The 21565-nt window shown below is 71.1% G+C and carries 19 protein-coding genes and 1 pseudogene; 8 read left to right on the forward strand and 12 right to left on the reverse strand.

From position 1 onward, the window contains the following. Window positions 1-318: 318 nt before the first annotated feature. The 9 genes and pseudogenes from ACFY3N_RS17545 to ACFY3N_RS17585 all read right to left on the reverse strand — a co-directional run bounded on the left by ACFY3N_RS17545 (window position 319) and on the right by ACFY3N_RS17585 (window position 8897). Window positions 319-642: a putative quinol monooxygenase gene (locus ACFY3N_RS17545; RefSeq protein WP_087788960.1), complete on the reverse strand. Its 324-nt coding sequence runs from the start codon at window positions 640-642 to the stop codon at window positions 319-321. A gap of 66 nt (window positions 643-708) precedes the next feature. Then, a complete protein-coding gene (locus ACFY3N_RS17550) occupies window positions 709-1533 on the reverse strand; it encodes an alpha/beta fold hydrolase (RefSeq protein WP_390817571.1) in 825 nt (274 codons plus the stop codon). A gap of 160 nt (window positions 1534-1693) precedes the next feature. Continuing rightward, entirely contained in the window at window positions 1694-4453 is a 2760-nt protein-coding gene (locus tag ACFY3N_RS17555) for an ATP-binding protein (RefSeq protein ID WP_390817572.1), read from the reverse strand. Continuing rightward, complete coding sequence (locus ACFY3N_RS17560) at window positions 4450-4851, reverse strand: hypothetical protein (protein WP_390817573.1); 402 nt, start codon at window positions 4849-4851, stop codon at window positions 4450-4452. Before ACFY3N_RS17560 ends, ACFY3N_RS17555 begins: the two co-directional genes overlap by 4 nt. A 40-nt stretch (window positions 4852-4891) precedes the next feature. Beyond that, entirely contained in the window at window positions 4892-5248 is a 357-nt protein-coding gene (locus tag ACFY3N_RS17565) for a hypothetical protein (protein WP_390817574.1), read from the reverse strand. Between the two features lie 66 nt (window positions 5249-5314). After that, complete coding sequence (locus tag ACFY3N_RS17570) at window positions 5315-6556, reverse strand: low temperature requirement protein A (protein WP_390817795.1); 1242 nt, start codon at window positions 6554-6556, stop codon at window positions 5315-5317. Beyond that, entirely contained in the window at window positions 6553-6846 is a 294-nt protein-coding gene (locus tag ACFY3N_RS17575; protein ID WP_271059202.1) for a hypothetical protein, read from the reverse strand. The genes ACFY3N_RS17570 and ACFY3N_RS17575 overlap by 4 nt, the downstream gene beginning before the upstream one ends. An 82-nt stretch (window positions 6847-6928) precedes the next feature. Further along, window positions 6929-7432 (reverse strand): annotated as a pseudogene (locus tag ACFY3N_RS17580) (SDR family NAD(P)-dependent oxidoreductase); the annotation flags it as partial. Window positions 7433-7439: 7 nt separating this feature from the next. After that, complete coding sequence (locus tag ACFY3N_RS17585) at window positions 7440-8897, reverse strand: aldehyde dehydrogenase family protein (protein ID WP_390817575.1); 1458 nt, start codon at window positions 8895-8897, stop codon at window positions 7440-7442. 701 nt (window positions 8898-9598) lie between these two features. Here ACFY3N_RS17585 and ACFY3N_RS17590 point away from each other — a divergent pair. The 4 genes from ACFY3N_RS17590 (at window position 9599) to ACFY3N_RS17605 (ending at window position 12859) form a co-directional block, all read left to right on the forward strand. Beyond that, entirely contained in the window at window positions 9599-10825 is a 1227-nt protein-coding gene (locus ACFY3N_RS17590; protein ID WP_390817796.1) for an MFS transporter, read from the forward strand. Window positions 10826-11012: 187 nt separating this feature from the next. After that, complete coding sequence (locus ACFY3N_RS17595; protein WP_390817576.1) at window positions 11013-11258, forward strand: DUF5133 domain-containing protein; 246 nt, start codon at window positions 11013-11015, stop codon at window positions 11256-11258. A gap of 371 nt (window positions 11259-11629) precedes the next feature. Next, a complete protein-coding gene (locus ACFY3N_RS17600) occupies window positions 11630-12043 on the forward strand; it encodes a hypothetical protein (protein ID WP_390817577.1) in 414 nt (137 codons plus the stop codon). A gap of 87 nt (window positions 12044-12130) precedes the next feature. Then, complete coding sequence (locus tag ACFY3N_RS17605; RefSeq protein ID WP_390817578.1) at window positions 12131-12859, forward strand: DUF6766 family protein; 729 nt, start codon at window positions 12131-12133, stop codon at window positions 12857-12859. 305 nt (window positions 12860-13164) lie between these two features. On the opposite strand, the gene ACFY3N_RS17610 is transcribed toward ACFY3N_RS17605, so the two are convergent. The 3 genes from ACFY3N_RS17610 to ACFY3N_RS17620 all read right to left on the reverse strand — a co-directional run bounded on the left by ACFY3N_RS17610 (window position 13165) and on the right by ACFY3N_RS17620 (window position 16870). Further along, the gene (locus ACFY3N_RS17610) at window positions 13165-13581 is read right to left on the reverse strand and encodes an STAS domain-containing protein (protein WP_390817579.1); all 417 of its coding nucleotides are present in this window, start codon (window positions 13579-13581) and stop codon (window positions 13165-13167) included. 55 nt (window positions 13582-13636) lie between these two features. Beyond that, on the reverse strand, window positions 13637-14857 hold the full coding sequence (locus ACFY3N_RS17615; protein ID WP_390817580.1) for a PP2C family protein-serine/threonine phosphatase: 1221 nt from the start codon (window positions 14855-14857) through the stop codon (window positions 13637-13639). 714 nt (window positions 14858-15571) lie between these two features. Then, window positions 15572-16870, reverse strand: coding sequence for a glycosyltransferase (locus ACFY3N_RS17620; protein ID WP_390817581.1), 1299 nt, complete (start codon window positions 16868-16870; stop codon window positions 15572-15574). 517 nt (window positions 16871-17387) lie between these two features. Here ACFY3N_RS17620 and ACFY3N_RS17625 point away from each other — a divergent pair. The 4 genes from ACFY3N_RS17625 (at window position 17388) to ACFY3N_RS17640 (ending at window position 21402) form a co-directional block, all read left to right on the forward strand. Continuing rightward, window positions 17388-17987 carry an NPCBM/NEW2 domain-containing protein gene (locus ACFY3N_RS17625; protein WP_390817582.1) on the forward strand — a complete coding sequence of 200 codons (600 nt, stop codon included), beginning with the start codon at window positions 17388-17390 and terminating at the stop codon, window positions 17985-17987. Between the two features lie 236 nt (window positions 17988-18223). Continuing rightward, window positions 18224-18397, forward strand: coding sequence for a hypothetical protein (locus tag ACFY3N_RS17630; RefSeq protein WP_390817583.1), 174 nt, complete (start codon window positions 18224-18226; stop codon window positions 18395-18397). Window positions 18398-18948: 551 nt separating this feature from the next. Next, window positions 18949-21081 (forward strand): cellulose binding domain-containing protein, encoded by a 2133-nt coding sequence (locus ACFY3N_RS17635; RefSeq protein WP_390817584.1) that lies wholly within the window; start codon window positions 18949-18951, stop codon window positions 21079-21081. 144 nt (window positions 21082-21225) lie between these two features. Then, entirely contained in the window at window positions 21226-21402 is a 177-nt protein-coding gene (locus ACFY3N_RS17640) for a hypothetical protein (RefSeq protein WP_390817585.1), read from the forward strand. Window positions 21403-21565 lie beyond the last annotated feature (163 nt).

Consider the following 21565-nt stretch of genomic DNA (forward strand, 5'->3'; position numbering starts at 1 on the left):
CGGAGGGGGCGGCCGGGGGTGTGAACGGAAGGAAGGCACATCGTCCCGCCCCCGTGCCGCTCCCGAAGACTCGAGGGCGCCGGCGAGGTGTACCTGGTGGGGTTTCCCCCGACCTCCCCTACTGGCACGGTCCGCCGCGCCGGCGTGTCGAACGTCAGCCGGGCACCGGCAAAGTCCGACGAAGTCTTCTCCCGAAGGGTCGGTGCCCCGCACGTCCGACTCGGACACCGACCACCACTCCAGCGGACGTGACCCCTTGCCGCTCAGCCGCCGTCGGCACGGGCAGGGCTTCCTCACTCAACCCGGACGAGGCCTGCTCTAGTGGGCGGGGCGGAACGGACGCAGCAGGCGGATGCCGTCCTCGATGGATCCGTCGATCAGTTCGAGCATCTGCGGGACGAGTTCCCGCATCCGGGGCGCGGCGAGGTGTGCGTCGAGGTGGGCGCGTGTCTCCCAGCGTTCGTAGATGACGAACTCGCCGGGTCGGCCCTCGACTTCGTGGGACTCGTAGTCGATGTTGCCGGGGTCGTTGCGCGAGGGGGTGACGGCGGCGGTGATGAACGCCTTGAGGTCGTCCTCCCTGCCCGCCTTCGCCTTCGCGTCCCAGACGACGGTCACGTAGCCGGTGGGTGTTGCGGTCATGGTGATTCCTTTTCTGTTCCGTGTCGTGTTCCGTGCCGACGGGCTGTGTGTCGGTACCGAGCCGGGTCAGCTCCTGATGAAGTCGAGGAGGTCCGCGTTGACGGTGTCGGCATTGACGGTGCACATGCCGTGCGACAGGCCCGGGTAGACCTTCAGGTCCGCGTGCTCGACCAACGTGACCGCCGACTGGGCGGAGTTGGCGATCGGGACGATCTGGTCGTCGTCGCCGTGCAGGAGGAGCGTGGGCACGTCGATCGCCCGGAGGTCGTCGGTGAAGTCCGTCTCCGAGAACGCTCTGATCCCCTCGTGGTGCGCCTGCGCGCTGCCGGCCATCCCCTGGCGCCACCAGTTCTGGATGATGCCCTGGGAGACGTCCGCGCCCGGACGGTTGAACCCGTAGAACGGCCCGGAGGCGATGTCGAGGTAGAACTGGGAGCGGTCGGTGGCCACGCCCTCGCGGAAGCCGTCGAAGACCTCCACCGGCAGCCCTGCGGGGTTGGATTTCGTTTGGACCATGAGCGGCGGGACCGCTGCGATGAGGACGGCCTTGGCAACCCGGCCGGCACCGTGCCTGGCGACGTACCGGGCGACCTCTCCGCCACCGGCGCAGTGGCCGACGTGGACGACGTCGCACAGGCCGAGGTGCGCCACCACGGCGGCGGCGTCCGCCGCATAGCGGTCCATGTCGTGCCCGTGGCCGACCTGGGCGGAGCGCCCGTGCCCGCGGCGGTCGTGGGCGACGACGCGGTAGCCCCGCCGGACGAGGAACAGCAACTGGGCGTCCCAGTCGTCCGAGCTCAGCGGCCAGCCGTGGTGGAACATGACCGGCCGGCCCGAGCCCCAGTCCTTGTAGAAGATCTCGACTCCGTCGCCGGTGGTGACGAACGGCATGGTCCGCTCCTCGTGGTCTCGCCCGGGTACCGGGCGGATTCGATGTCTCCACGAGAATGGCTCGGCCACCGTGCCGACAGCCTCCGTCAGCTGACTGACATCCGGCCGACGGCTCGCCTACGTCAGTACCGGGGCAGTGCTGAGACCCGACCGGTGGTTCTTACAGCCGGGTGGCCGGAGGCTCGGGAGGCAGCGCCTCCAGAGCGTCGCGGAGCCCGGCCCGCGACGTGATCCCCAGCTTCGGGAACACACGGTAGAGATGCGACGACACGGTCCGCGGCGAAAGGAACAGACGCGACGCGATCTGCGGGTTCGACAGCCCCGTCGCCGCCAGCCTGGCGACCTCCAGCTCCTGCGGGGTGAGGGCCTCACCAGCCTTGTTCCGGCCGGTCCGCGTCATCCCGGTGGCGCGGAGCTCCGCCGCGGCCCGGGCCTCCCACGAACGGGCCCCGAGCTCCTCGAAGCGGCCGCGGGCGGCGGCCAGCTGCACCCGGGCCTCGCGGTTGAGCCCTTGACGGCGCAGCCTCTCGCCGTACGCCAGATGAGCACGGCCGGCCTCGAAGGGCCACTGCTCGACGCCCGGCAGCCCAAGCGCCTCCTCGAAGCACCGGACCATGTCCTCGGCAGCCGATGTCATCGCCGTGACCGTGGCCGTGCTCAGCGCGAACCGCGACGAGAGGTGACCGACACCGGCGTCGCGCAGCGCGTCCGCGTGCCGTCGTGCCTCCGCGTGCCGCCCGGAGCGCACGGCGGCCTCGACGAGGTCCGGCGCGGACCACACGGCCTCGGGGTTGAACGGCGGCAGCACACCCGGGGCGCAGATCGCCGTGGCGTGCCGGAACGCCGTCTCGAAGTCGGCGGCGCCGAGGGCCACCCGGGCCGCCGCCTGGTGGGCGCAGTTCTCCAACCGCCGCAGGCCCCTGGGACCCGACCACCCCCAGATGTCCTCGCAGTGCTCCCGGCACGCGTCGAGGGCGCCGCGCTGGGCCGCGGCCATCGCAGCGACGTAGTGCCCCACCTGGGCGAACAGGTGGTACCCCGTCTCCTCGGACAGTGCGATGAGCTCGTCCGCGGCGCCGGCCGACGCCTGCCACCGGCCGGCGTACAAGTCGTCCATGGCGACGAACATCAGGGCCGGCATGCTCGACCCCACCGCGCCGCCGTCGCGTATGACCCGGGACACGGCCTCGCGACAGCCCGGAAGCCGGTCGAGGTACGAGGCGGTCAGGGCGGTGCGGATGACCACGTCGGCGTCACTCTGGTCCCTCAGCCGCGCGATCTCCTCGTCCAGGCGGCGCAGCATGCCGTCGGTGACGGAGCCGAGGTCGTGGTGGACGCGCCCCAGCGACGCCGCGGCGGCGGGCGCCGCCTCGGGGAACCGGGCGAGCACGTCGACCAGAGGCTGCCAGTGCTCGGGCCGGCCCGAGTACTGGCTGGCGAGGGTGAGGGTGAACAGCGCGGTCTCCAGCTCCTCATGCGGCGGTCCGGGCGTCACCGGGGCCTGCTCGACCGCCTCCATCAGGAGTGCATGGGCCGTATCGGCGTCGCCTTCCGTGACGAGCACCAGGAAGCCGGCCGTCGCGGCCGCCGAGAGCGACCGGGCCGCCGGATTGCCCTCGACCTCACGCATGATCTCGTGGCTGACCTCCAGATGGCCTGCGACCCAGGCGGCGGCATAGGCGGCCTGCGACAGGCGGCGCCTGCGGTCCGCTCGGTCGGGGCTCAGCTCGGCCGCGCGCCGCAATCTCGCTATCGCGCCGTCAGCGTCACCGCGCCGCAGGCTGCTCCGGGCCGCCGACTCCACGACGGCGGCGACCGCCTCGTCGGGCGCCGTCGTGGCTCTCGCGAGGTGATCACCGCGCCGCTCGGGCTGGTCGGCCAGCGCGTCGGCCAGCCGGCGGTGGGCGCCGCGCCGCTGTTCACCGGTGGAACCGTCGACTACCGCGGACCTGACCAGCGGATGCCTGAAGCGCACCGCGCGGCCGTTCTCCGTGACCATGACCAGGTGGTCACGCTCCGCGGGAGCGAGTTCCTCAAGGCTGCCCGGCCCGCCGGCCGCCTCAAGGACGCCGATGTCGCCGGAGCCCTCAAGAGCCGCGAGCAGCAATACCTCACGCGTTCCCCGCGGCAGTCGTCCGACGCGGGCGCCGTACAGAGCGCGGACATCCCGCCCCGGGCCGCTCGCCCACCCCGCCCCTTGGCCGTGTCGGTCGCCGGACACCCCGGTGGACCCGGCGAACTCGAGCAGCGCCAGGGGATTTCCCTGCGCCTCGCGGGCCACGGTCGAAAGAACCCGGCGGGGAAGGTGAGCAAAGCGTCGGGACAGCAGCCGCAGGGCGTCCGCGTCACCCAGCGGCGCGACCTCGAGTTCCGACAGACCGGTGGACCGGAAGGATTCGCCGGACTCCGCCCGCTGCGCTCCGAGCAGCCCGATGCGGCGGCCCCCCAGTCTTCTGGCGACGAAACCCACCGCGGCCCGGCTCGCCTGGTCGACGACATGAAGGTCATCGACCACGAGGAGCAACGGCCGCTCCTTCGCGGCCTCGTCGAACAGGGACAGTGCCGCGTTCAGGACGGCGATCCGGCTCGGCGCGGGACCGGCGCCGAGACCGAGGGCGACCTCGAGGGCCTCCCGCATGGAACGCGGCAGACGACCGAGCTCGTCCGGCAGCGAGCCGACGAGCTGATGGAGCCCCGCGAAGCTGATGTCCGTCTCGTACTCGACACCGCTCCCGCGGACGACCCGCACTCCCTTCGCCACCGCCAGCTCGGCGGTGGCGTCCAGGAGTGCCGTCTTCCCCACGCCCGGATCACCGGTGAGCAGCAGGACAGCTCCGTCCATCCCGGCCATGTCCAGGAACGCCGCAAGCTCGGCGAGCTCGCCCTCCCGGCCGACCAGCCCGGTCGGGCCGACGTTCATGCCTGTCCCTGACTTCGCCCACATCCGCCGCGTCCCTCGTCCTGCCTCGCGAAGCAGTCGAAACACCAGCCACGCACCTGACCAGGAAGTATTGCAGAGGCCTGCGCGGCCATGATGAACGACTCGTCGAGCAGCTCGCCTCCCGCGCCCACACCAGCGGACAGCGCAAGATCCACGTCCGACGCGACGAAGACGGACGGATCATCGGCGCCGGCACCGGCGGCGAGGACGACGGCGAAGACCGGGAACACTACGACGCCGACGCCAACCAGCATCCCGATCAAGAGCTCCGAGCCCGTGAACTGCACGAACGCCTCGGCATGCCCACCGGCGAGGCATCCGTCGACATCACCCGCAGCCGCCTCGGACGCCTCACCCGCCAGGGCTTCCTCACTCAACCCGGACGAGGCCGCTACCAGAAGCGGACTTGACGCCCGCTCAGGTCTGCCTCGTTGATGGTGACGCGGCCCTGGTGTGGAGCCAGAGGTAGTCCTTGGTGGAGAACAGGTCCTCGTTGTCAGCCTTCCCGGGGAGCCCTTCGAGTCGGCTGATGACGGTGATGTGGGTGGCGACGACGTTGGCGGCCTGAGCGGCGTTGAGGACCTTGGTGGTCTCGGCTCCGTCGATGCGCGCGCGCCCCACTCGGCGGTGCCCACGGCGCGTACGGTCACGTGGGTCACCGCGTCCGCGCCCCGCCGTGAGGACGTTGTCCAGGGCCAGCGGGTTCGCGGTGCCGAGCGGGTGCGTCCCCGTCGTCGGCGTGAACAACGTGTCGCCGTCGTCGAGCAGGTGCACCGGGCGCACGGCACGGGCGCCGTCGTACGCCGTGCCGGCCAGGTTCCCGCGGCGGCGAGGGTTCCCTCACAGAACTGGCACCGCGACGCCTTCCTCGCCCCTCCTGCGCTCCGGGCTCGCCCCGAGCGCCGTCAGCGTCGCCCCGGCTGCCACCGCCAGCGCCGCCACCAGCCCCGCCGCGAGCACCGCCCAGTGACCCAGGAACGTACAGACGACGACCAGCAGCGCCGTGGCCGGCAGCACCGACTGCTGGGCGATCCCGACCTTGTAGAAGCGCGAGTGCAGCGCCCACACCGTGAGCAGGAACAGCGCTGTCGGCAGCGTCACCGCCGCCGACGCCGACAGCGCCGAAAGGTGCGTCCTGCCCACCGCCTGTTCCACCGCCACCTCCAGGCCGGCCCCGATCGCGGCACCCGAGACGAAGATCAGGTAATGGCCGTAGCCCCAGAGGAAGGACTGCCGGTTGGAGCGGAGGTGCCCGTGGATGGGGACCGCGAAGTACACCCACCAGGCGGCGAAGATGATCAGCAGTCCGCCGGCGGCGATGGCCAGCAACTCACCCAGAGCCTCGTGCTCGTCGATCCCCGACTTCACGGCGACGGTGGCCGCCGCGATGGTCTCGCCGAGCACGATGAGCGTGAGCAGCCCGTACCGTTCGACGATGTGGCGGGGGTGCCACGGCGTGGGGTGGGCCCGCTCCGCATACAGCGGTACGGCCATCTCCAGCAGCGCCATCACCAGGAAGACCCACGGGCGGCCGGCCTCCGGCAGGGCCAGTAGCCCCAGCCAGCCGATCTGGCACAGCCCGATGGCGTACCGCAGCGCCATCGTCCGCTCGGGGCCCCGGCTCGACCGCGCCACGCGCAGCCACTGCGCCGTCATGGCGAGCCGCATGATCACATAGCCCAGGACGACGACCGGGTACGCGTGTTCCTCGAATGCCTGGGAGACGCCTGCCGTCAGGACGAGCACGCCGGCCATCTGGATCAGCGTGACGATCCGGTACAGCACGTCGTCGTTGTCGTAAGCCGAGGCGAACCACGTGAAGTTCATCCACGCCCACCAGATGGCGAAGAAGATCATCAAGTAGTTGAGGATCCCCTCGCCCGTGTGTCCCTCGACCATGGCGTGCACCAACTGGGCGCCTGCCTGGGCTATGGCCACGATGAAGCACAGGTCGAAGAAGAGCTCCAGTGAGGAGACGCCGCGGTGGGTCTCGTCGCGGCCTCGCGCCGTGAGCCTGCGCAGTGGTCTGTGGTGTGCGGGCGCCGCGGAGCACACCGGCGGCGGAGCCGGGCTGCTTGTCATCTGGTGAGCCACGCTCCGAAATGCCGCTGCAGTCGGGGATTGATCTGCCAGACCATCGCCGCTGCCGCCGCCGGGACGAGTACAGCGAGTCGCACCGGCAGGTACAGATCCTCCAGCACAGGGTTCGTGGCCAGGCCCAGCAGGACGATGGTGGGGTAGATACCGCACACGGTGAGGAGCCACAGCTTCCAACGCCGGACGGCGGCCGGAACGGTGGGGCCGAGCCGGGGTTCGGCGTTCGCGAACGCGTTCCGGCTCTGCTCCCGGAGCGTGTGCCGGATGTCTGTCACTGCCGGTGGGCTTGGCAGTCCAGGGTCGTCGGCACCATAGGCATGGGAAACAATTCTCTCGTTCATGGACCACTCCGAATCGAAATGCTGCGTATCGTTTTGATTCCGTCGGTTCCTGCGCGACCGAGGTGATGTTGGCGCTGCGTGATGGGCTGCCCGCGCGCAACAGTGGCAGCAGTTGCCGGGTGAGCAGCACAGGGCTCAGATGGTTCACCGCCGGCCGCTGCTGGTATCCGTCTGCTGACATGCTTCGGATGGTGCTGTTCCAGGTGAAGCCCACACCCGCGTTGTCGACCAGCACGTCGAGGCGATCGTGCCGTGCCGCCACTTCGGCCGCGAGTCGCTGGGTCCCGGCCGGAGCGGACAGGTCGGCGACGTATTGCCCGGCCCCGAAGCGCTGCGCGATCGGCACCGGTCGCTGCGGGGCACGACCGTGCAGAAGCAACTGGTGCACGGCTTCCGCAAGCTCCTCAGCCGGAGCGGGACCAAGACCGTTCGTCGCTCCGGTGATCGGAATCGACGCCTGGTGCAACCTTCCCGTGCAGGGGGACGGCCCGGCGCCCAGGTGGGCGCCGGGCCAGGTCATGATCTGATCAGTGAGCGGCCTGGGTGTGGTCCTGCTCCACGTACACCTTGAGGGCCTGGAACTCCTCGATCGCGCGCGGGCCGCACAGGTAGCCGTAACCGCTTCCCTTGACGCCGCCCTCCTCGAAGTCCTCGCTGATGGCTCCCCAGGTGTTGATCCATACCGTGCCGGTGCGGATGCGCCGGGCGATCCGGCGGGCCTTCATCGAGTCCGAGCTGAACACCGAGGCGGCCAGGCCGTAGATGGTGGCGTTCGCCTTGGTCACGGCGTCGTCCTCGTCGTCGAAGATCTCGAACGTCTGGACCGGGCCGAAGACCTCTTCCTGCACGATCCGGACGTCGGTGCGGTCCACCTCGATCAGGCTCGGCCGGTAGAACGCGCCGGCGGCCAGCGGGCCGTCGGTGACCACACCGCCGCGCAGCAGTACCGTGCCGTACGAGGTGGCTTCCTCGACGATCGCGTCCACCCGCTGGGCGGACGCCCGGTCGATCACCGGGCCGAGCTGGGCCTTCTCGTCGTCGCCCGACCCGAGCCGCACCTGCGCGAGCGCGGCGGTGAGCCGAGTGCGCACCTGGTCGGCGATGTCCCGGTGAACCAGTACACGGGAGCCGGTGCAGCAGAACTGCCCGTTCATCAGCACCAGCGACTGCACCACGGTGGGGATCACCATGTCCAGATCGGCGTCGGGAAAGATCACCATGGGCGCCTTGCCGCCCAGTTCCAGACCGAGCCGCTTGAGTGTGGTGGAGGCCGCGGCCGCGATAAGGCGCCCGACCGGCGTACTGCCGGTGTAGTTGATCACGTCGACCTTGTCCGAGGAGACCAGGAACGGGGCCCCGGTGTTGCCGGACTCGGTGAACACGCTGACCACGCCTGCCGGGATCTCCGGGACCGAGGCCAGGACCTGCGCGAAAAGCTCATTGGTCAGCGCGGTCTGAGCCGGAAGTTTGACCACGACGGTGCAGCCGGCGGCCAGCGCCGGGCCCAGTGCCCGCACGGTCAGCATGATGGGGGAGTTCCAGGGAGAAATGATGCCGGCGACACCGAGCGGCTCGGGCACCGAGTGGGTGTACTGGCCGGGTGCCGTCTCGGCGGCGCGCCCGGCGGTCTGAGTGCGCGCAGAGGCCGCCGCGTACCGCAGCCACCCGACCGCACCGCTGACCTCCCACGTGGTCTCACCCAGCAGCTTGCCGTTCTCCCGGGACAACATGGCCGCAACCTCGGGTACCCGGGCCTCGAGGGCGTCGGCCAGCCGGCTGAGTGCGGTCGCCCGGAGCGAGGGAGTGCGCGCCCATTCGGTGGTCTCGAACGCGGCGGCGGCCGCGTCCACGGCGGCCGAGGCCTCTGCCTCGCCACCGTCGTAGAACGAGCCGACGACAGTGCCGTCGGCCGGGTCGATCGATTCCAGAACCGAGCCGGAGCCTGTCCACTGTCCATTGATCCAGTGCTGCGCGATGGTGTTCATGGTCCGCTCCTCGTGGTCTCGCCCGGGTACCGGGCGGATTCGATGTCTCCACGAGAATGGCTCGGCCACCGTGCCGACAGCCTCCGTCAGCTGACTGACATCCGGCCGACGGCTCGCCTACGTCAGTACCGGGGCAGTGCTGAGACCCGACCGGTAGCTCTCAGTGGGCGTTCACATAGGACTCTTCCGGTGTGCCTGCTTCACCCATGACCCACTTTGGGCGTCTTCACCGACTAGAGGTTATTCGTTCCCCGCAAGGTCGAGCACTCGGCTGTCCGTCTCATGTGGTTCTGCGCTCATACGCCTGGATCAAATGCCCTCTGAGACGTCAAGCCCGGAATTTGTTGAAGGGAAAAGCAGGGCCACGGATACGGGCATGGACCACACCGTCACCCGCGTATGTGTTCCCGTCAACGGAACCCTGCCGAAGCCGCATGAGTACGGCACATCGCACGCGCATACGGCGATGCGCGCAGCGAAGAAGAAGACCTGCCCAAGTAGCGCGTGACCCGGACAGTCGCACGGCATCGCCGAAGTGCCCCCACACGGGCTCCGTCCCCTGCGGCGACCGCACCTTCGCCATGAGCGGATTCGCGACGTCACCTTCACACGCAGCGCTGATGTCGCAGATCTGCCAGCCCTTCTCCGATCCGCCTGTTGAACTGATCACGCAACAGCACACTCATCACAGGACGGAATCCATGGCTTCATCCACCACCGTCACGACGCACGACTCCGGCGGGATCGCTTCGACGCACCGATCCCCGGCGATCGGATGGCTGGCCGTCGTTGCGGTGATGCTGGGCATCTTCTCGATCGTCACCACGGAAATCCTTCCCATCGGACTTCTCACCAAGATCGGCGCCGGCTTCACCGTCTCCGACGGCATGGCCGGACTGATGATGACCATGCCCGGCTTCCTTGCGGCGATCGCCGCACCGGTCATCACCGTGGCGACCGCGAGAATCGACCGTCGCCTGATGTTGTGCGTTTTCATGGCCCTGCTCGCCGGAGCGAACTTCCTGGCGGCAGCGGCCCCTGATTACTGGCTTGTCCTGGTCTCCCGCGTCATCGTCGGCATCGTGATCGGCGGCTTCTGGTCCATCGGCGCCTCACTGGCCGAACGCCTGGTACCCACCGAATCCGTTGGGCGTGCGACAGCAGTGATCTTCTCCGCCGTGCCCCTGGGCTCCGTACTCGGCGTGCCCGCCGGCACGTTCATCGGCGACCTGGCCGGATGGCGCACCGCGTTCATCGCCATGGGCGGTCTCACCGTTGCCGTACTGATCATGCTGCTGATCGTCATGCCACCGCTGCCGCCCCGCCGGACAACCCGCCTGAGCGTACTGCGCGGCATGCTCGACAGCGTCGCCACCCGCTTCGCGCTGCTCCTGACCGTTCTGGTCGTCCTGGCGCATTTCGGAACCTATACCTACGTCACCCCGTTCCTCGAACGGGTCACGGACGTCAGCTCCGGGCTGATCACCGTCTTCCTGCTCGTCTACGGCGCGGCAGGCATCCTCGGCAACTTCCTGGGCGGTTCCCTGGTGGCCCGTCACCCACGGGCCACCTTCGGCACCGCCGCCGGCCTGATCGCGGCCGCCACGTTGCTTCTTCCTGTACTGGGCCAGTGGAAAGCCGGAGCCATCGCTCTCCTCATCGTCTGGGGCGTGGGATACGGGGCGGTCCCGGTCTCCTCCCAGACCTGGTTCACCAAGGCGGCCCCCGACACCCCTGAAGCCGCTTCCGTGATGTTCACCGCCTCCTTCCAGGCCATGATCTCCCTCGGAGCCCTGGTCGGCGGACTCGTTGTCGACGGCAGCTCACCCTCGACGACCATGATCCTGGGCGGCATGACAGCCGTACTCATGGTCGTAGTCGTGGGGGCCCGCTGCGCCCGGCGCCCGACATGGCCGGACAACACCTGAGCCGTACGGCCTCCTTGAACCCCTTGTTCAGTGAGCATGGGCATAGACCTCTCGGTGCGGGGCAGGCGAAGGCCTGCTGGACGTTGCCCGGCGATGAGCCGTGGCGTCGGACGCCAGGGATGCGGCACGTTCCCTGTGGTGCGGCCGGCTGTCCGGTGGGACGGGATTCGAGGGGAGAGGCATCACCATGATCATTCCGGCGGAGAAGGAACTGCGCGCCGTACTGGCCCGGTTCGCCCAGGCACGCATCGAACACGACGTACGCCCCACCGGGCGCACCAGCCGGGCGCTCGAGGACGCCACGTACACGCTGTGCGTGATGACCGGGGCCCGCACCGCCGAGCAGGCTCTGCTCGCGGCGGACGCCCTGCTCGAACAGTACGGGGCGGGTCGTGCGGGTGTCCGCCAGGAGGACGAGACGCTGGCCGCGTAAGGCCGAACCCCTCTGCCCGCCGCCTTGGTGGGGCGACGGTGCGCGGCAGGATTTCTCGCTCTCGCACCGGTGACGTCGCCCTGCCGGACCGCGGGAGTGGCGTCGGTCGGCCCGCCGTCGTACTACTGGTGGTCAGGGTCCGCCGTCCGCGCGGCCGACGTGTCGACGCCCGTGAGGGCCGGCCGGCCTGTTCGGGGAGGCCCGACTGCCGGCCCGACGCGTACGTTTCGAGGGCCGGCGTGGCCCGGCCGGCGGTCGGCTCGTTCTTCTGCCGCGGGGAAGTGGCCGGATGCGCGTTCCGTGAGCGGGCGCACGCCGGCACATGATCGACCGGCTGGTCCGATCGGCCCCGGGGCCACGAAGGAGGCGGGATGCCAAGGCGCTGGTACGGCTCGGGTGCCGCCGCGGGCGTGGTGGCGGTCGCCGTGCTCACCTCGTGCGGAGCGACGTCCGGGCGGAGTGACCGTGTCACCGAGGACGTCACCCGGTTCGAGAGCGCGCTGCGGGCCGGGCGGCACGCGTATCTGTGTGCCGCCCTCGCACCCTCCACCAGGCAGGAGCTGGAGCAGTCGGCCGGAAGCCGCTGCGAGCAGGCGGTGGGTGAGCAGAAGCTGCCACCGGCCGGGGCCGTGCGGGGCGTGGAGGTGTACGGCGGTCAGGCCCGGGTGGTCCTGGAACACGACACCGTCTTCCTGGCGCGGTTTCCCACGGGCTGGAAGGTGACCGCGGCCGGATGCCGGCCACGCCCCCGACAGCCGTACCAGTGCGAGATCAAGGGTGGGTGAGAGGCCCATGAGGACGCTGTTCACCGGGACGGTTCTGGTGATAGTGGCCGGCTTGGCGTATTTCATGGCCCTGGGACTGATGCGCCGATGAGCGGCGCGGCACCGGTCCCCGAGCGGGAGACGGCTTCGACCGGGCGCCGTGTGCGGCGGTTCCTGCGCCACAACAGCCTGGGCCTGCTCTTCATGGCGGCGTTCCTGATCTGCCTGGCAGGCCAGGCGGCAGCGGGTCGTGCGGAGTTCAACAACCAGCTCAGAACCGACGGCATGGCGGCCCTCGGCTTCGGCGCCTACCTCACCACGTCGGACTTCGCCGTCGATGTCACCGAGAACTGGCAGTCGGAGTACCTGCAGTTCTTCCTCTACATCTTCGCCACCGTCCACCTGCTGCAACGGGGCTCACCGGAATCCAAGGAACTCGACAGGTCCGGTACCGAGTCCGACAAGGACCAGATGGTCGGCGAGTACGCCCGTGACGACTCCCCGCGCTGGGCCGCGGACAGGGGCTGGCGCCAAGTGGTCTACTCCCGTTCGCTCGGCTCGGCCATGGGCGGCGTCTTCCTGCTGTCCTGGCTGGCCCAGTCCGTCGCGGGCGTCGCCGCCTACAACGAGCAGCAACTGCGCCAACTGCAGTCCCCCATCGGCTGGACCGAGTACCTCTCCTCCGCGGACTTCTGGAGCCGCACTCTGCAGAACTGGCAGTCCGAGCTGCTGGCGGTCGCCTCGATGGCCGTCCTCGCGATCTACCTGAGGCAGCGCGGATCACCGGAGTCCAAGCCCGTCGGCGCGCCCCACTCCGCCACCGGCGTGGCGGGCTGAGCGCATCCGTGCCGCCCCCGCCGCGGCCCGTTCGGCCGGACGCGGCCGCCGCCTGCTGCCGTACACGGGCGGCGGCATCCCCTCGCCCCGTTCTGCGACGGCCGGCCGCACCGTGCGCGAACCCACGTCCGCAACCCCGAGTCGCACGGGCGAGCGGGTGCCCGGAAGTCCGGCGGCATGTCCGCGGACCGATGCTCCGCACCCCCGGGCCGGGAGGAGGGAGAGCGGAGCGGTCGACGCCCTCGTCGAGGCCGTACCCCGGAGGCGGGCGGCGCAGCGCCGCCCGCCCCTTGACACCATGGGCGTCACCCGGCTTCTCCGGGGGAGTCGTGCCGCTCGGTGCGCTTGCCGTGCACGGCGCGTGCGGTGCGGTGGTCGGGGTGGACGGGAAGGATCCGGCCGATGCCGGTGAGGGCCGGCATGCGCTGGACCGGGCGGCTGGGGGCGATCAGGGCCAGGTGTCCACCGGCGGCGGACACCGCGCGGCGGGCCCGCAGCAGACAGGTCAGGCCGGTGGAGTCGATGAAGGAGAGACCGGACAGCTCCAGCCACACGATCGGGGCGGATGTCTGCAGCACGGTCCGCAGTGAGCTGGTGAGCCGGGCGCCGGTGAGGTGGTCGAGGGTGCCGGTCAGGGTCAGCAGGAAGCCGTCGGACAGGACGGCGGTGTGCACGGTGAGCGTGTCCGCGGTGGCCGGCGCGTCGTCCCGGTGGTCGGGCATCGCCCCTCCTCGTGGTCGTGCCGCCCCGTCCCCTGCCCGGAGTGCGGTCGGGACGTCAGGGGGTGAGGTCGTCCTGGTGGGGGTCGCGCCACTCGGCGAGCAGGACGGTGGCGTCGTCGTCGAGGTGCCCGTCGTGGTGGGCGAGAACGGCGTGGGTGAGCCGGCGCAGCGTCTCGTGAACGGTGAGACGGTCGGCGTGGTGGCGGACGAGGTAGTCGGTGAAGCGCTTCGGACCGAACTCCCGGCCGTCCGCGTCGCGGGCTTCGACGACGCCGTCGGTGTAGAGGACGATCCGGTCACGGGGCTGCAACTGCTCGTGGCAGACGGTCACCGGCAGTCCCAGGGCGACGCCCATGGGACCGGCCGGGGGACACCGGAGCTCGTGGGGCCAGCGTCCGGAGCGCAGGAGGATCGGCAGGTGATGGCCGCGGTTGATCCAGGTGAGTCCTCCGGTTCTCAGGTCGAGGTCGGCCAGGATCCCGGTGACGTAGCGGCTGGTGCCGAACTGCTCGGTCAGGGTGTCCTCCACCGCCTGGGAGGTCTGGACGAGATCGGCGCCCTGGCGGCGTGCGTTGCGGCAGGTGGCGATCGCCATGTTGGCGGTCAGGCCCGCTGTGGCGTCGTGCCCCATGGCGTCGAACACCGACAGGTGCAGTACATCGTCGGAGACGGCGTAGTCGAAGGCGTCGCCCCCGACGTCGTAGGCCGGCTCCGAGACCGCGGCGACGGTGGTGCGGCGGCCGGCGAAGGCCGACGGCGGGGTGAGACGCCACTGCATCTCGCCGGCCACACTCATCGGCGCGGTCCGGACCAGGCGGGCGTAGGAGTCGCTGAAGGCCCTCTTGCTCAGCAACAACAGCGCCACCATCGACGCCAGCGCACGCAGCGCGTCGCGGGTCGCCTCGTCGTCGTGAGCGGTGTCCGCCCGCAGCACTCCGAGGCGCTCCACCCCGTCGGTGACAGGCACCCACCACCGGCGTCCCGCCCGCCCGGACGACGCGTCCGGCTCCACGACCAGATCCACCCGCTGGAACGCCAGCCCCGCCACGGTCGCGTCGACGGCCAGCTCCGCACCGCCGGCACCGGCGTCGAGTCCCCGCCCGGTGATCTGGCGCAGCACCGTGCCCTGCAGATCGACCAGGAAGAACGCCACGTCGCCAAGGCCCACCGCCTCGGCGCGGTCGGCCACCATCCGCGGCAGATCCTCCAGCGTCGCCATATGGCTGGCCATCATCAGATCGGTCAGCGTCCTGCTCACCTTCGCCGGTTCGGTCACAGGACGTATCCCCTTTCCACTTCGCCCCCGGAGACCCGCTGAGGGGACCGCAGGCCCACCGGGTACCCCGTACGCGCGCACAGGATGGGCCGCAGAGGGGAGGACCGTGCCACTCCGGTGCGAAGCGGCGGTCGCACCGAGGCGCTCCTCCGGATCCCGGCCCCCGTTTCCCCGGTGGCACGGGACGGTGCCGGCCGACGAGGCCACGGGCCCCGACGAAGGGACCCCCGACGAATGCCGATGACGCGTACGACGGCAGCCACACCACCCAGTGTCCGCTCCGGACCGATGCGCCGGAGGACCTCCTCCCAGGGCCGACCGGCACCGCCCCGGCCTTCACCGGGCGCCCGGCACCATCGCCGGGCGGGGGACGGGGCCGGTTCCCGGGGAAGGGGCGGTGCGCACCGTTGCGCGCGCCGGCGGACCGGCACCGTGTCCGTGCAGGTCGCCGCACCGGCTCCTTGCGGCGGCGTCTCTCCGCTGCCGGGGAGGAGGCCCGGAGACGACGAGGACGGCCTCGTGCAGGATCCGCTCGGGCGCTCGACGCCTCCCTGGGCCTGCGGGACCTCCTCCAGGAGCCGTGCGGCGATCCCGGCGGTGAGGAGCCGCTCCGGCCGGCCCTCCGCCTCGACGGCCGGCCGCGGGAGCGGAGCTCTGCCACGGGGCGCGAGCGGCCGGGAGCACGGGACCCGGTTCGCCCGGGGGCCGGTGGGATCAACCCGTGGCGGCCCGCTCGATCAGATCCGCGGCCCTGTGCAGTCCGTCGCGCGCCCGGATCGTCTCACCGGCCTCGGTGAGGGTGCGCCGCAGAGCCGTATCGCCGAGCAGGCGGTCGATCGCGCCGTGGAGTCGGGCGTCGGTGAAGCGGTACGGGTCGAGCCGGACGCCGTACCCCAGTTCGGCCATGCGCTGGGCGTTGTCGTGCTGGTCCCAGAACAGCGGCAGCAGGATCATGGGCTTGCCGAAGTGGAGGGCCTCGGTGGTCGTGTTGTTGCCGCCGTGCGTGATGACGAGATCGACGAGCGGGAGGATCCGGGGCTGCGGCAGGAACTCCTCGCCCCACATGTTCGGCGGCAGCTCGATCTCCTCGTGCAGCGGGCCTTTGGAGACGATGCAGCGGTGCGGGGTGCGGGCGAGCGAGGCGATGACCCGGCGCATGAGGTCCACGTCGGCCGAGCCGAGCGAGCCGAGGCTGAAATAAATCAGCGCGCCGTCGCCGTCGGCCAGGCCGGGGGGCAGTGTGAACCTCTCCCGCGTCTCGCGGACCGAGGAGTCGAGCCGGTGCCAGGTGGGGCCCAGCGGACGGGCGTCCGTGTAGTCGGCCGACTCGGGATAGACGTACAGGTTCAGATCGCCCTCGTGGATGAACTCCAGGTCGGGCAGCGGACGCGCGCCCTGCGCGGTCACCCAGGCGCTGAAGTCGCTCCACAGGCTCCGATGCGTGCGGTCGTACGCGGCGCGGAACTCGTCCCATCCGCTCCGGTCCCCGGCCGGGTGTCCGGAGAACGGCGGCGGAACGCGCTCGCCCTTCATCTCCAGCGGGTTGCACGAAACGATCCGCACGAAAGGAACGCCCGCCGTGGTCAACGCCGGGAAGCACACGACGTTGTCCTCGACGATCACATCCGGCCGGACCCGGTCGATGATCTCCTTCAGTTGCGGCTCGCAGTACCGGGCGCCGGAGACCAACTCCTCCCACACCGGCCTGATCCAGGTGCCCAGCTGCTCGATGGTCGGCTTCCGGAACTCGGGTGCGGTGTCGCGTACGAAGTCCTTCCAGAACTGGCCCGCTTCCTGGGGCCGTTCGGGCGGCGGGGCCAGATCGACCAGGTCCTCCTCGAAACCGAGCGGTGTGAGACGGCCCTTCCAGGAGGCCTCCGCCGCGAACACCACACGGTGCCCCCGGCGGCGCAGGACGTCCCCGATCCCCACACAGTTGTTCGTCGGCCCGTACGCGCTCTCCGGTGCGAAGAGGATGGTCAGGGGCCGTAACGGTCCTCCCGTGGATGACAAGCCCAACTCCTTTGCAAGCGAAGGATGTTCCGGAGTCTCGCACCGGGTCCGAAGGCCGGGCAAGACTGCCCGGACCGCCGAGGAGCTCACCGTCCACGACCCCCTCGCGGGCCGGTCCGTCCCGTCCGTGCGAGCGCGCCGGCCGGTGGGAGCGAGGGGGAAGGCGCAGCTCGGACGTTGTCATGCCCGAGCTGCACTCCATGACAAGGACGACTGCGCTCCCCGCCGAGGACTGAACGACCGATGCCCGGCACAGTGGAGCGGTGACACCCGAGTGGGCTCGCACCTGCCCGGCGCCGGCTCCCGGAGCCGGGCTGATCCGATGAAAGCACCGATCCGTGAGGGGAGTTGGGAGATGAGCGCCGGGCAACCCGGTTCGGGGGTACCTCCCTACCCGTCGACACCGCCACCGACACCTCCACCGACACCGCCTCCACCGGTGTCGCCTCCACCTTCACCGGTGCCGCCTCCACCGGCGCCGCGAGGCGGCAGCCGGAGAGCCGAGACGGCGGCGCTCGTGACCGCTTTCACCGGAGTCGCCGGGCTGCTCCTCGGATTCTTCGGTGTTCCCGCGCTCGTGACACCGCCCACCGCACACACGGTCACGGCCACGACGACCGCGACCGTGACGGCGACCGCGACCGCCACCGTGACGGCCGCCCCCGCTCCCGGAGCGAGCGGAACCACGGGCGGAACGCCGAGTCCGCGTGCCGGTGAGGACAAGGACGTACCGCTGATTGACATCGCACCGCTCAACGGGGCGTACGGCAACTGGGAGGTCGAGCCGGTGGTCATGGGCGGCGAACGCTTCGACAACGCCATCACCACCGAACCGGGCTTCTACGAAGGCTTCGGCTACAGCATCAATGAGCACTACGAGAGCCTCACCGTCACCGTCGGCCTCGACGACGACAGCGCGGCGTTCCCGGCCACAGTGACGTTCACGGGCGGCGAGGAGGGCGAGAAGACGCTCAAGAGCGTGAGTGCGCAGATCAACCGGCCGGTCGAGGTGACCGTCGACCTCACCGGCGTCGCCATCCTCCGCATCGAGGCCGGACAGGCCGACGGGGAGTCCACGAAGGTCGCACTCGGCGATCCGGTGCTCCACCGCCCCTGACGGAGACCGCCGGCGCCGCCGGCGGGAGCAGCGGCGACGGCGCGCGCCGGGCCAAGGAGGAAACCGACACGATGAAGAGGGACGGCATGGGGGAGCCCGAGGGCGGACGCCCCTGGGCGCGTTCGAAGGCCCGGAGCGAGCCACCGCCGGGCGGCTCCGGCGGCCCGGTCCGTCCTGGTGGGCCCGATCACCACCGTACAGAGGACGGTGACGGCGGATGGCGCACGACGCGGAGCGTGCCGTCCGCCGTCGTGGTGGTCCTGCTCGCCGTCTGGACCGTCTTCGCCGTGCAGTGGAAGGAACAGGACTGCGCCCTCGTCCCGACCTCCTACGTTCTCGTGATCACTCACGGGACTCCGAGCGTCTTCGAGGGATGCGGCGATCACCCCGTCGACGTCACCGGCGACTGAACGGGGTCGGTCACCGCGCGGGGCGGCCGAACGGTGCCTTCGCACACCTCCTCGGACCGACGGATCGGAAAGCCGGCCGGCTGCCCGCACCGCACGAACCGCTGTCCGCCGACCGCCGTCCCGGCCGCGGCGTGCCGTACGCCCGCGGGTGCTCCGGAGCCTTTCCGGGCGGCCCTTTCCGCACGGGACCGGCTCGTCCCCGGCGCCGGCGGGCAGGTGTCCCGGGCGGCCGTTCCACCGCACCGCACGCACCGGGCAGGTGCAGGACGTGCCGTGTGCACGCGTCGGCGCCGAGGGGCCGTGTCGACCGGTCGATGTCCCCAAGGCTGCCCGTCTGTTGACAGGGTGTCACACCACTCCCATCATGGGAGCGCTCCCATCGACGAGATCCGCCGCGCGACGCCCGTGTACGACCGCACCGCATCCACGCACCGTTCCCTGTGCCACCGGCGCGGAACGTCCTGCCGCCGCAACGGCACTCCGCCTGTCCGGCCGCACGGTCCCGGCGCCCGCCGCCCCGCCCGTGCCGCCGGCCCCCGAGGGAGGTCCCCATGCCCTTGCCGCAGAGACCCGGCCGGCCGGCCGGTACCGGCGTCCGCCACTTCGCACGCGCCGCCGCCGCGCTGACCGCCGCGCTCGCCCTGCTGTCCCCGCTGAACGCCGCCGGCGCCGCGTCGGCCGGCACGTCCGAGGCCCCCGCCGCGGACGCCGACGTCCGGGTCAACACCCAGGCGTCGCTGGGCCGCATGTCCGACACCGCGCGCGGAGTCAACACCGCCATCTGGGACTCCCACATGAACGATCCCGAGGTCGCCGACCTGATGAAGGCGGCCGACGTCGGGGCGATGCGCTACCCCGGCGGCTCGTACGCGGACATCTACCACTGGGAGACGCACACGGCGCCCGGCGGATACGTCGCCCCCGGCACCGACTTCGACTCCTTCATGGGCACCGTCCGCGCCGCCGGCGCCCAGCCGATCCTGATCGCCAACTACGGGTCCGGCACGCCCGAGGAGGCGGCCGGCTGGGTCCGGTACGCCAACGTCACCAAGGACTACGACGCGCGGTACTGGGAGATCGGCAACGAGATCTACGGCAACGGCCACTACGGCAACGGCTGGGAACACGACGAGCACGAGGACAAGAGCCCCCGGGAGTACGCCCGTCAGGTCCGCGCCTACGCCGAGGCCATGAAGGCCGTCGACCCCACCGTCAGGATCGGCGCGGTGCTCACCACCCCGGGCCACTGGCCGGACGGCGTCGTCGGCGAAGGCGATCCGGGCGACTGGAACCACACCGTGCTCTCCGAAGTCACCGACGTCATCGACTTCGTGAGCGTCCACTGGTACGCGGGCGGCTCCGACACCACCGCCGAGGACGCCATGACGAGGCTGACCAGGCTGCCCGGCGAACTGCGCGAGGTGCGCAACCAGATCGACCGGTACGCGGGCGCCGACTCGCCGCGCATCGGGATCGCCCTCACCGAGATCAACACCAACACCGGCGGCGCCATGCTCACCGCCCGCCCCAACGGCCTGTTCGCCGCGGACGCGTACCTGACGGCCCTGGAGAACGGTGTCTTCACCGTCGACTGGTGGAACACCCACAACGGCGCCGGCCGGATCACCACCGTCGACGGCGAGACGGACTACGGCGACATGGGGATGCTCTCCAGCGGCGCCTGCACCGGTGACGTCTGCGAGCCGGCGCCCAACACGCCGTTCCACCCGTACTACGGCATGAAGATGACCGGCGAACTGGGCACCGGGGGCGACACCCTGGTCGCCGCCGAGTCCTCCGCGCAGGACGTCTCCGCACACGCCGTGCACCGTCGTGACGGACGTCTGGGCGTCCTGCTCATCAACAAGGACCCGGACGCCGCCCGGACCGTGGACCTCGCGTACACGGGCTTCACCCCGTCCGCCGCCGCACCCGAGGTCAGCCGTTACGCGCGCGGTGACAGCGACATCACCGACCTCACCGGCGGCGGGGCGTCCGCCTCCCGGGTCACCGTGCCGCCGTACGGGATGCTCGCCGTCACCCTCACCCCGCAGGCCGGCACCGGGTCGGGTGCCTCCGACGCCGGGGCCCCGGGGACGCCGCTGCCGGAGGCGGTGACCGACACCACCGCGCGCCTGTCCTGGGAGGGCGCGACGGGCGCCACCCGCTACCTGGTCCAGGAGCGCGACGGCGCGCACACCCACGTGGTGGGCGAGACCACCGGCACGTCCGTGACCCTGCGGAACCTGCCCCCGGGCAGCACCCACACGGTCAACGTGCTGGCCGCCGACGCCTCGGGCCGGCTCTCCGCGCCGTCCGCTCCGCTGACCTTCACCACCGGCACCCCGCCGGACGCCCCCTGCGCGGTGACCTACCACCGCGACACGAGCTGGGGCAACGGCTTCGTGGCCACGGTCACCCTCCGGAACCTCTCGGACACCCCGGTCACCGGCTGGACCGTGGACTGGGACTGGCCGACCGACCGCCAGTCGGTGGCCTCCGGCTGGAACGCCGCATTCCACCAGACCGGCCGGCACGTACGGGTGACCGCCCCCGAGGGTGCCGGGCCGCTGGCCCCGGACGGCGGGTCGACGGCCTCGTTCGGCTTCGTCGGCGCCAATGACGGACCCAACCCGCAGCCGACGGTCTTCCGCCTCAACGGCAGCGTCTGTTCGGGCGGCTGACGCCCCGTCCGCCCGGGACCGGTGGCAGGGCGCCCCGGTCCCGGAGCACCCGCCGGTCCCGCGGTACGGCCCCGGAGCCGCTCCCGGACCGGGGCCGGGTGTCCGTGGTGCCGGAACCACCGGGCACGGGAGGCGGTCCCGCGAGTGACGTGCCTCCCGGGTCAGCAGGAACTTCCGCAGGACGACGAACTTCCGCAGGACGACGAACTTCCGCAGGACGACGAGCTCCCGCACGACGACGAGCTCCCGCAGGACGAGGAACCGCCGGAGCAGCCGCTCGACGAACCCCCGTCCGCGCCCGTCTCCCACCAGGAAGGGTGACCGGGAAAGCCGCCGGCGTCATGCGCCGACGTTCCGCCGTGCGCGGTGCCGGCCCCGGCCCGCCATGCTCCGTGTCCGGATCCGGCACCCGAGTGGCCGGCGGTCGCCCGCACGCCCAGATCGTCCCAGGCGCGGCGCCACGCCCGGCGCACCATCCAGGTGA

Origin of the sequence: Streptomyces sp. NPDC000348 (assembly GCF_042898795.1) — a bacterium.
In the GTDB taxonomy this organism is placed as follows: domain Bacteria; phylum Actinomycetota; class Actinomycetes; order Streptomycetales; family Streptomycetaceae; genus Streptomyces.

Bases quoted from the DNA above. Each gene is read 5' to 3' on its own strand.
- ACFY3N_RS17635 (WP_390817584.1), top strand. From the start codon at position 18,949: ATGCCCTTGCCGCAGAGACCCGGCCGGCCGGCCGGTACCGGCGTCCGC.
- ACFY3N_RS17600 (WP_390817577.1), top strand. From the start codon at position 11,630: ATGCCAAGGCGCTGGTACGGCTCGGGTGCCGCCGCGGGCGTGGTGGCG.
- ACFY3N_RS17570 (WP_390817795.1), bottom strand. From the start codon at position 6,556: ATGACAAGCAGCCCGGCTCCGCCGCCGGTGTGCTCCGCGGCGCCCGCA.
- ACFY3N_RS17545 (WP_087788960.1), bottom strand. From the start codon at position 642: ATGACCGCAACACCCACCGGCTACGTGACCGTCGTCTGGGACGCGAAG.
- ACFY3N_RS17555 (WP_390817572.1), bottom strand. From the start codon at position 4,453: ATGAACGTCGGCCCGACCGGGCTGGTCGGCCGGGAGGGCGAGCTCGCC.
- ACFY3N_RS17605 (WP_390817578.1), top strand. From the start codon at position 12,131: ATGAGCGGCGCGGCACCGGTCCCCGAGCGGGAGACGGCTTCGACCGGG.
- ACFY3N_RS17610 (WP_390817579.1), bottom strand. From the start codon at position 13,581: ATGCCCGACCACCGGGACGACGCGCCGGCCACCGCGGACACGCTCACC.
- ACFY3N_RS17585 (WP_390817575.1), bottom strand. From the start codon at position 8,897: ATGAACACCATCGCGCAGCACTGGATCAATGGACAGTGGACAGGCTCC.
- ACFY3N_RS17590 (WP_390817796.1), top strand. From the start codon at position 9,599: ATGGCTTCATCCACCACCGTCACGACGCACGACTCCGGCGGGATCGCT.
- ACFY3N_RS17550 (WP_390817571.1), bottom strand. From the start codon at position 1,533: ATGCCGTTCGTCACCACCGGCGACGGAGTCGAGATCTTCTACAAGGAC.
- ACFY3N_RS17595 (WP_390817576.1), top strand. From the start codon at position 11,013: ATGATCATTCCGGCGGAGAAGGAACTGCGCGCCGTACTGGCCCGGTTC.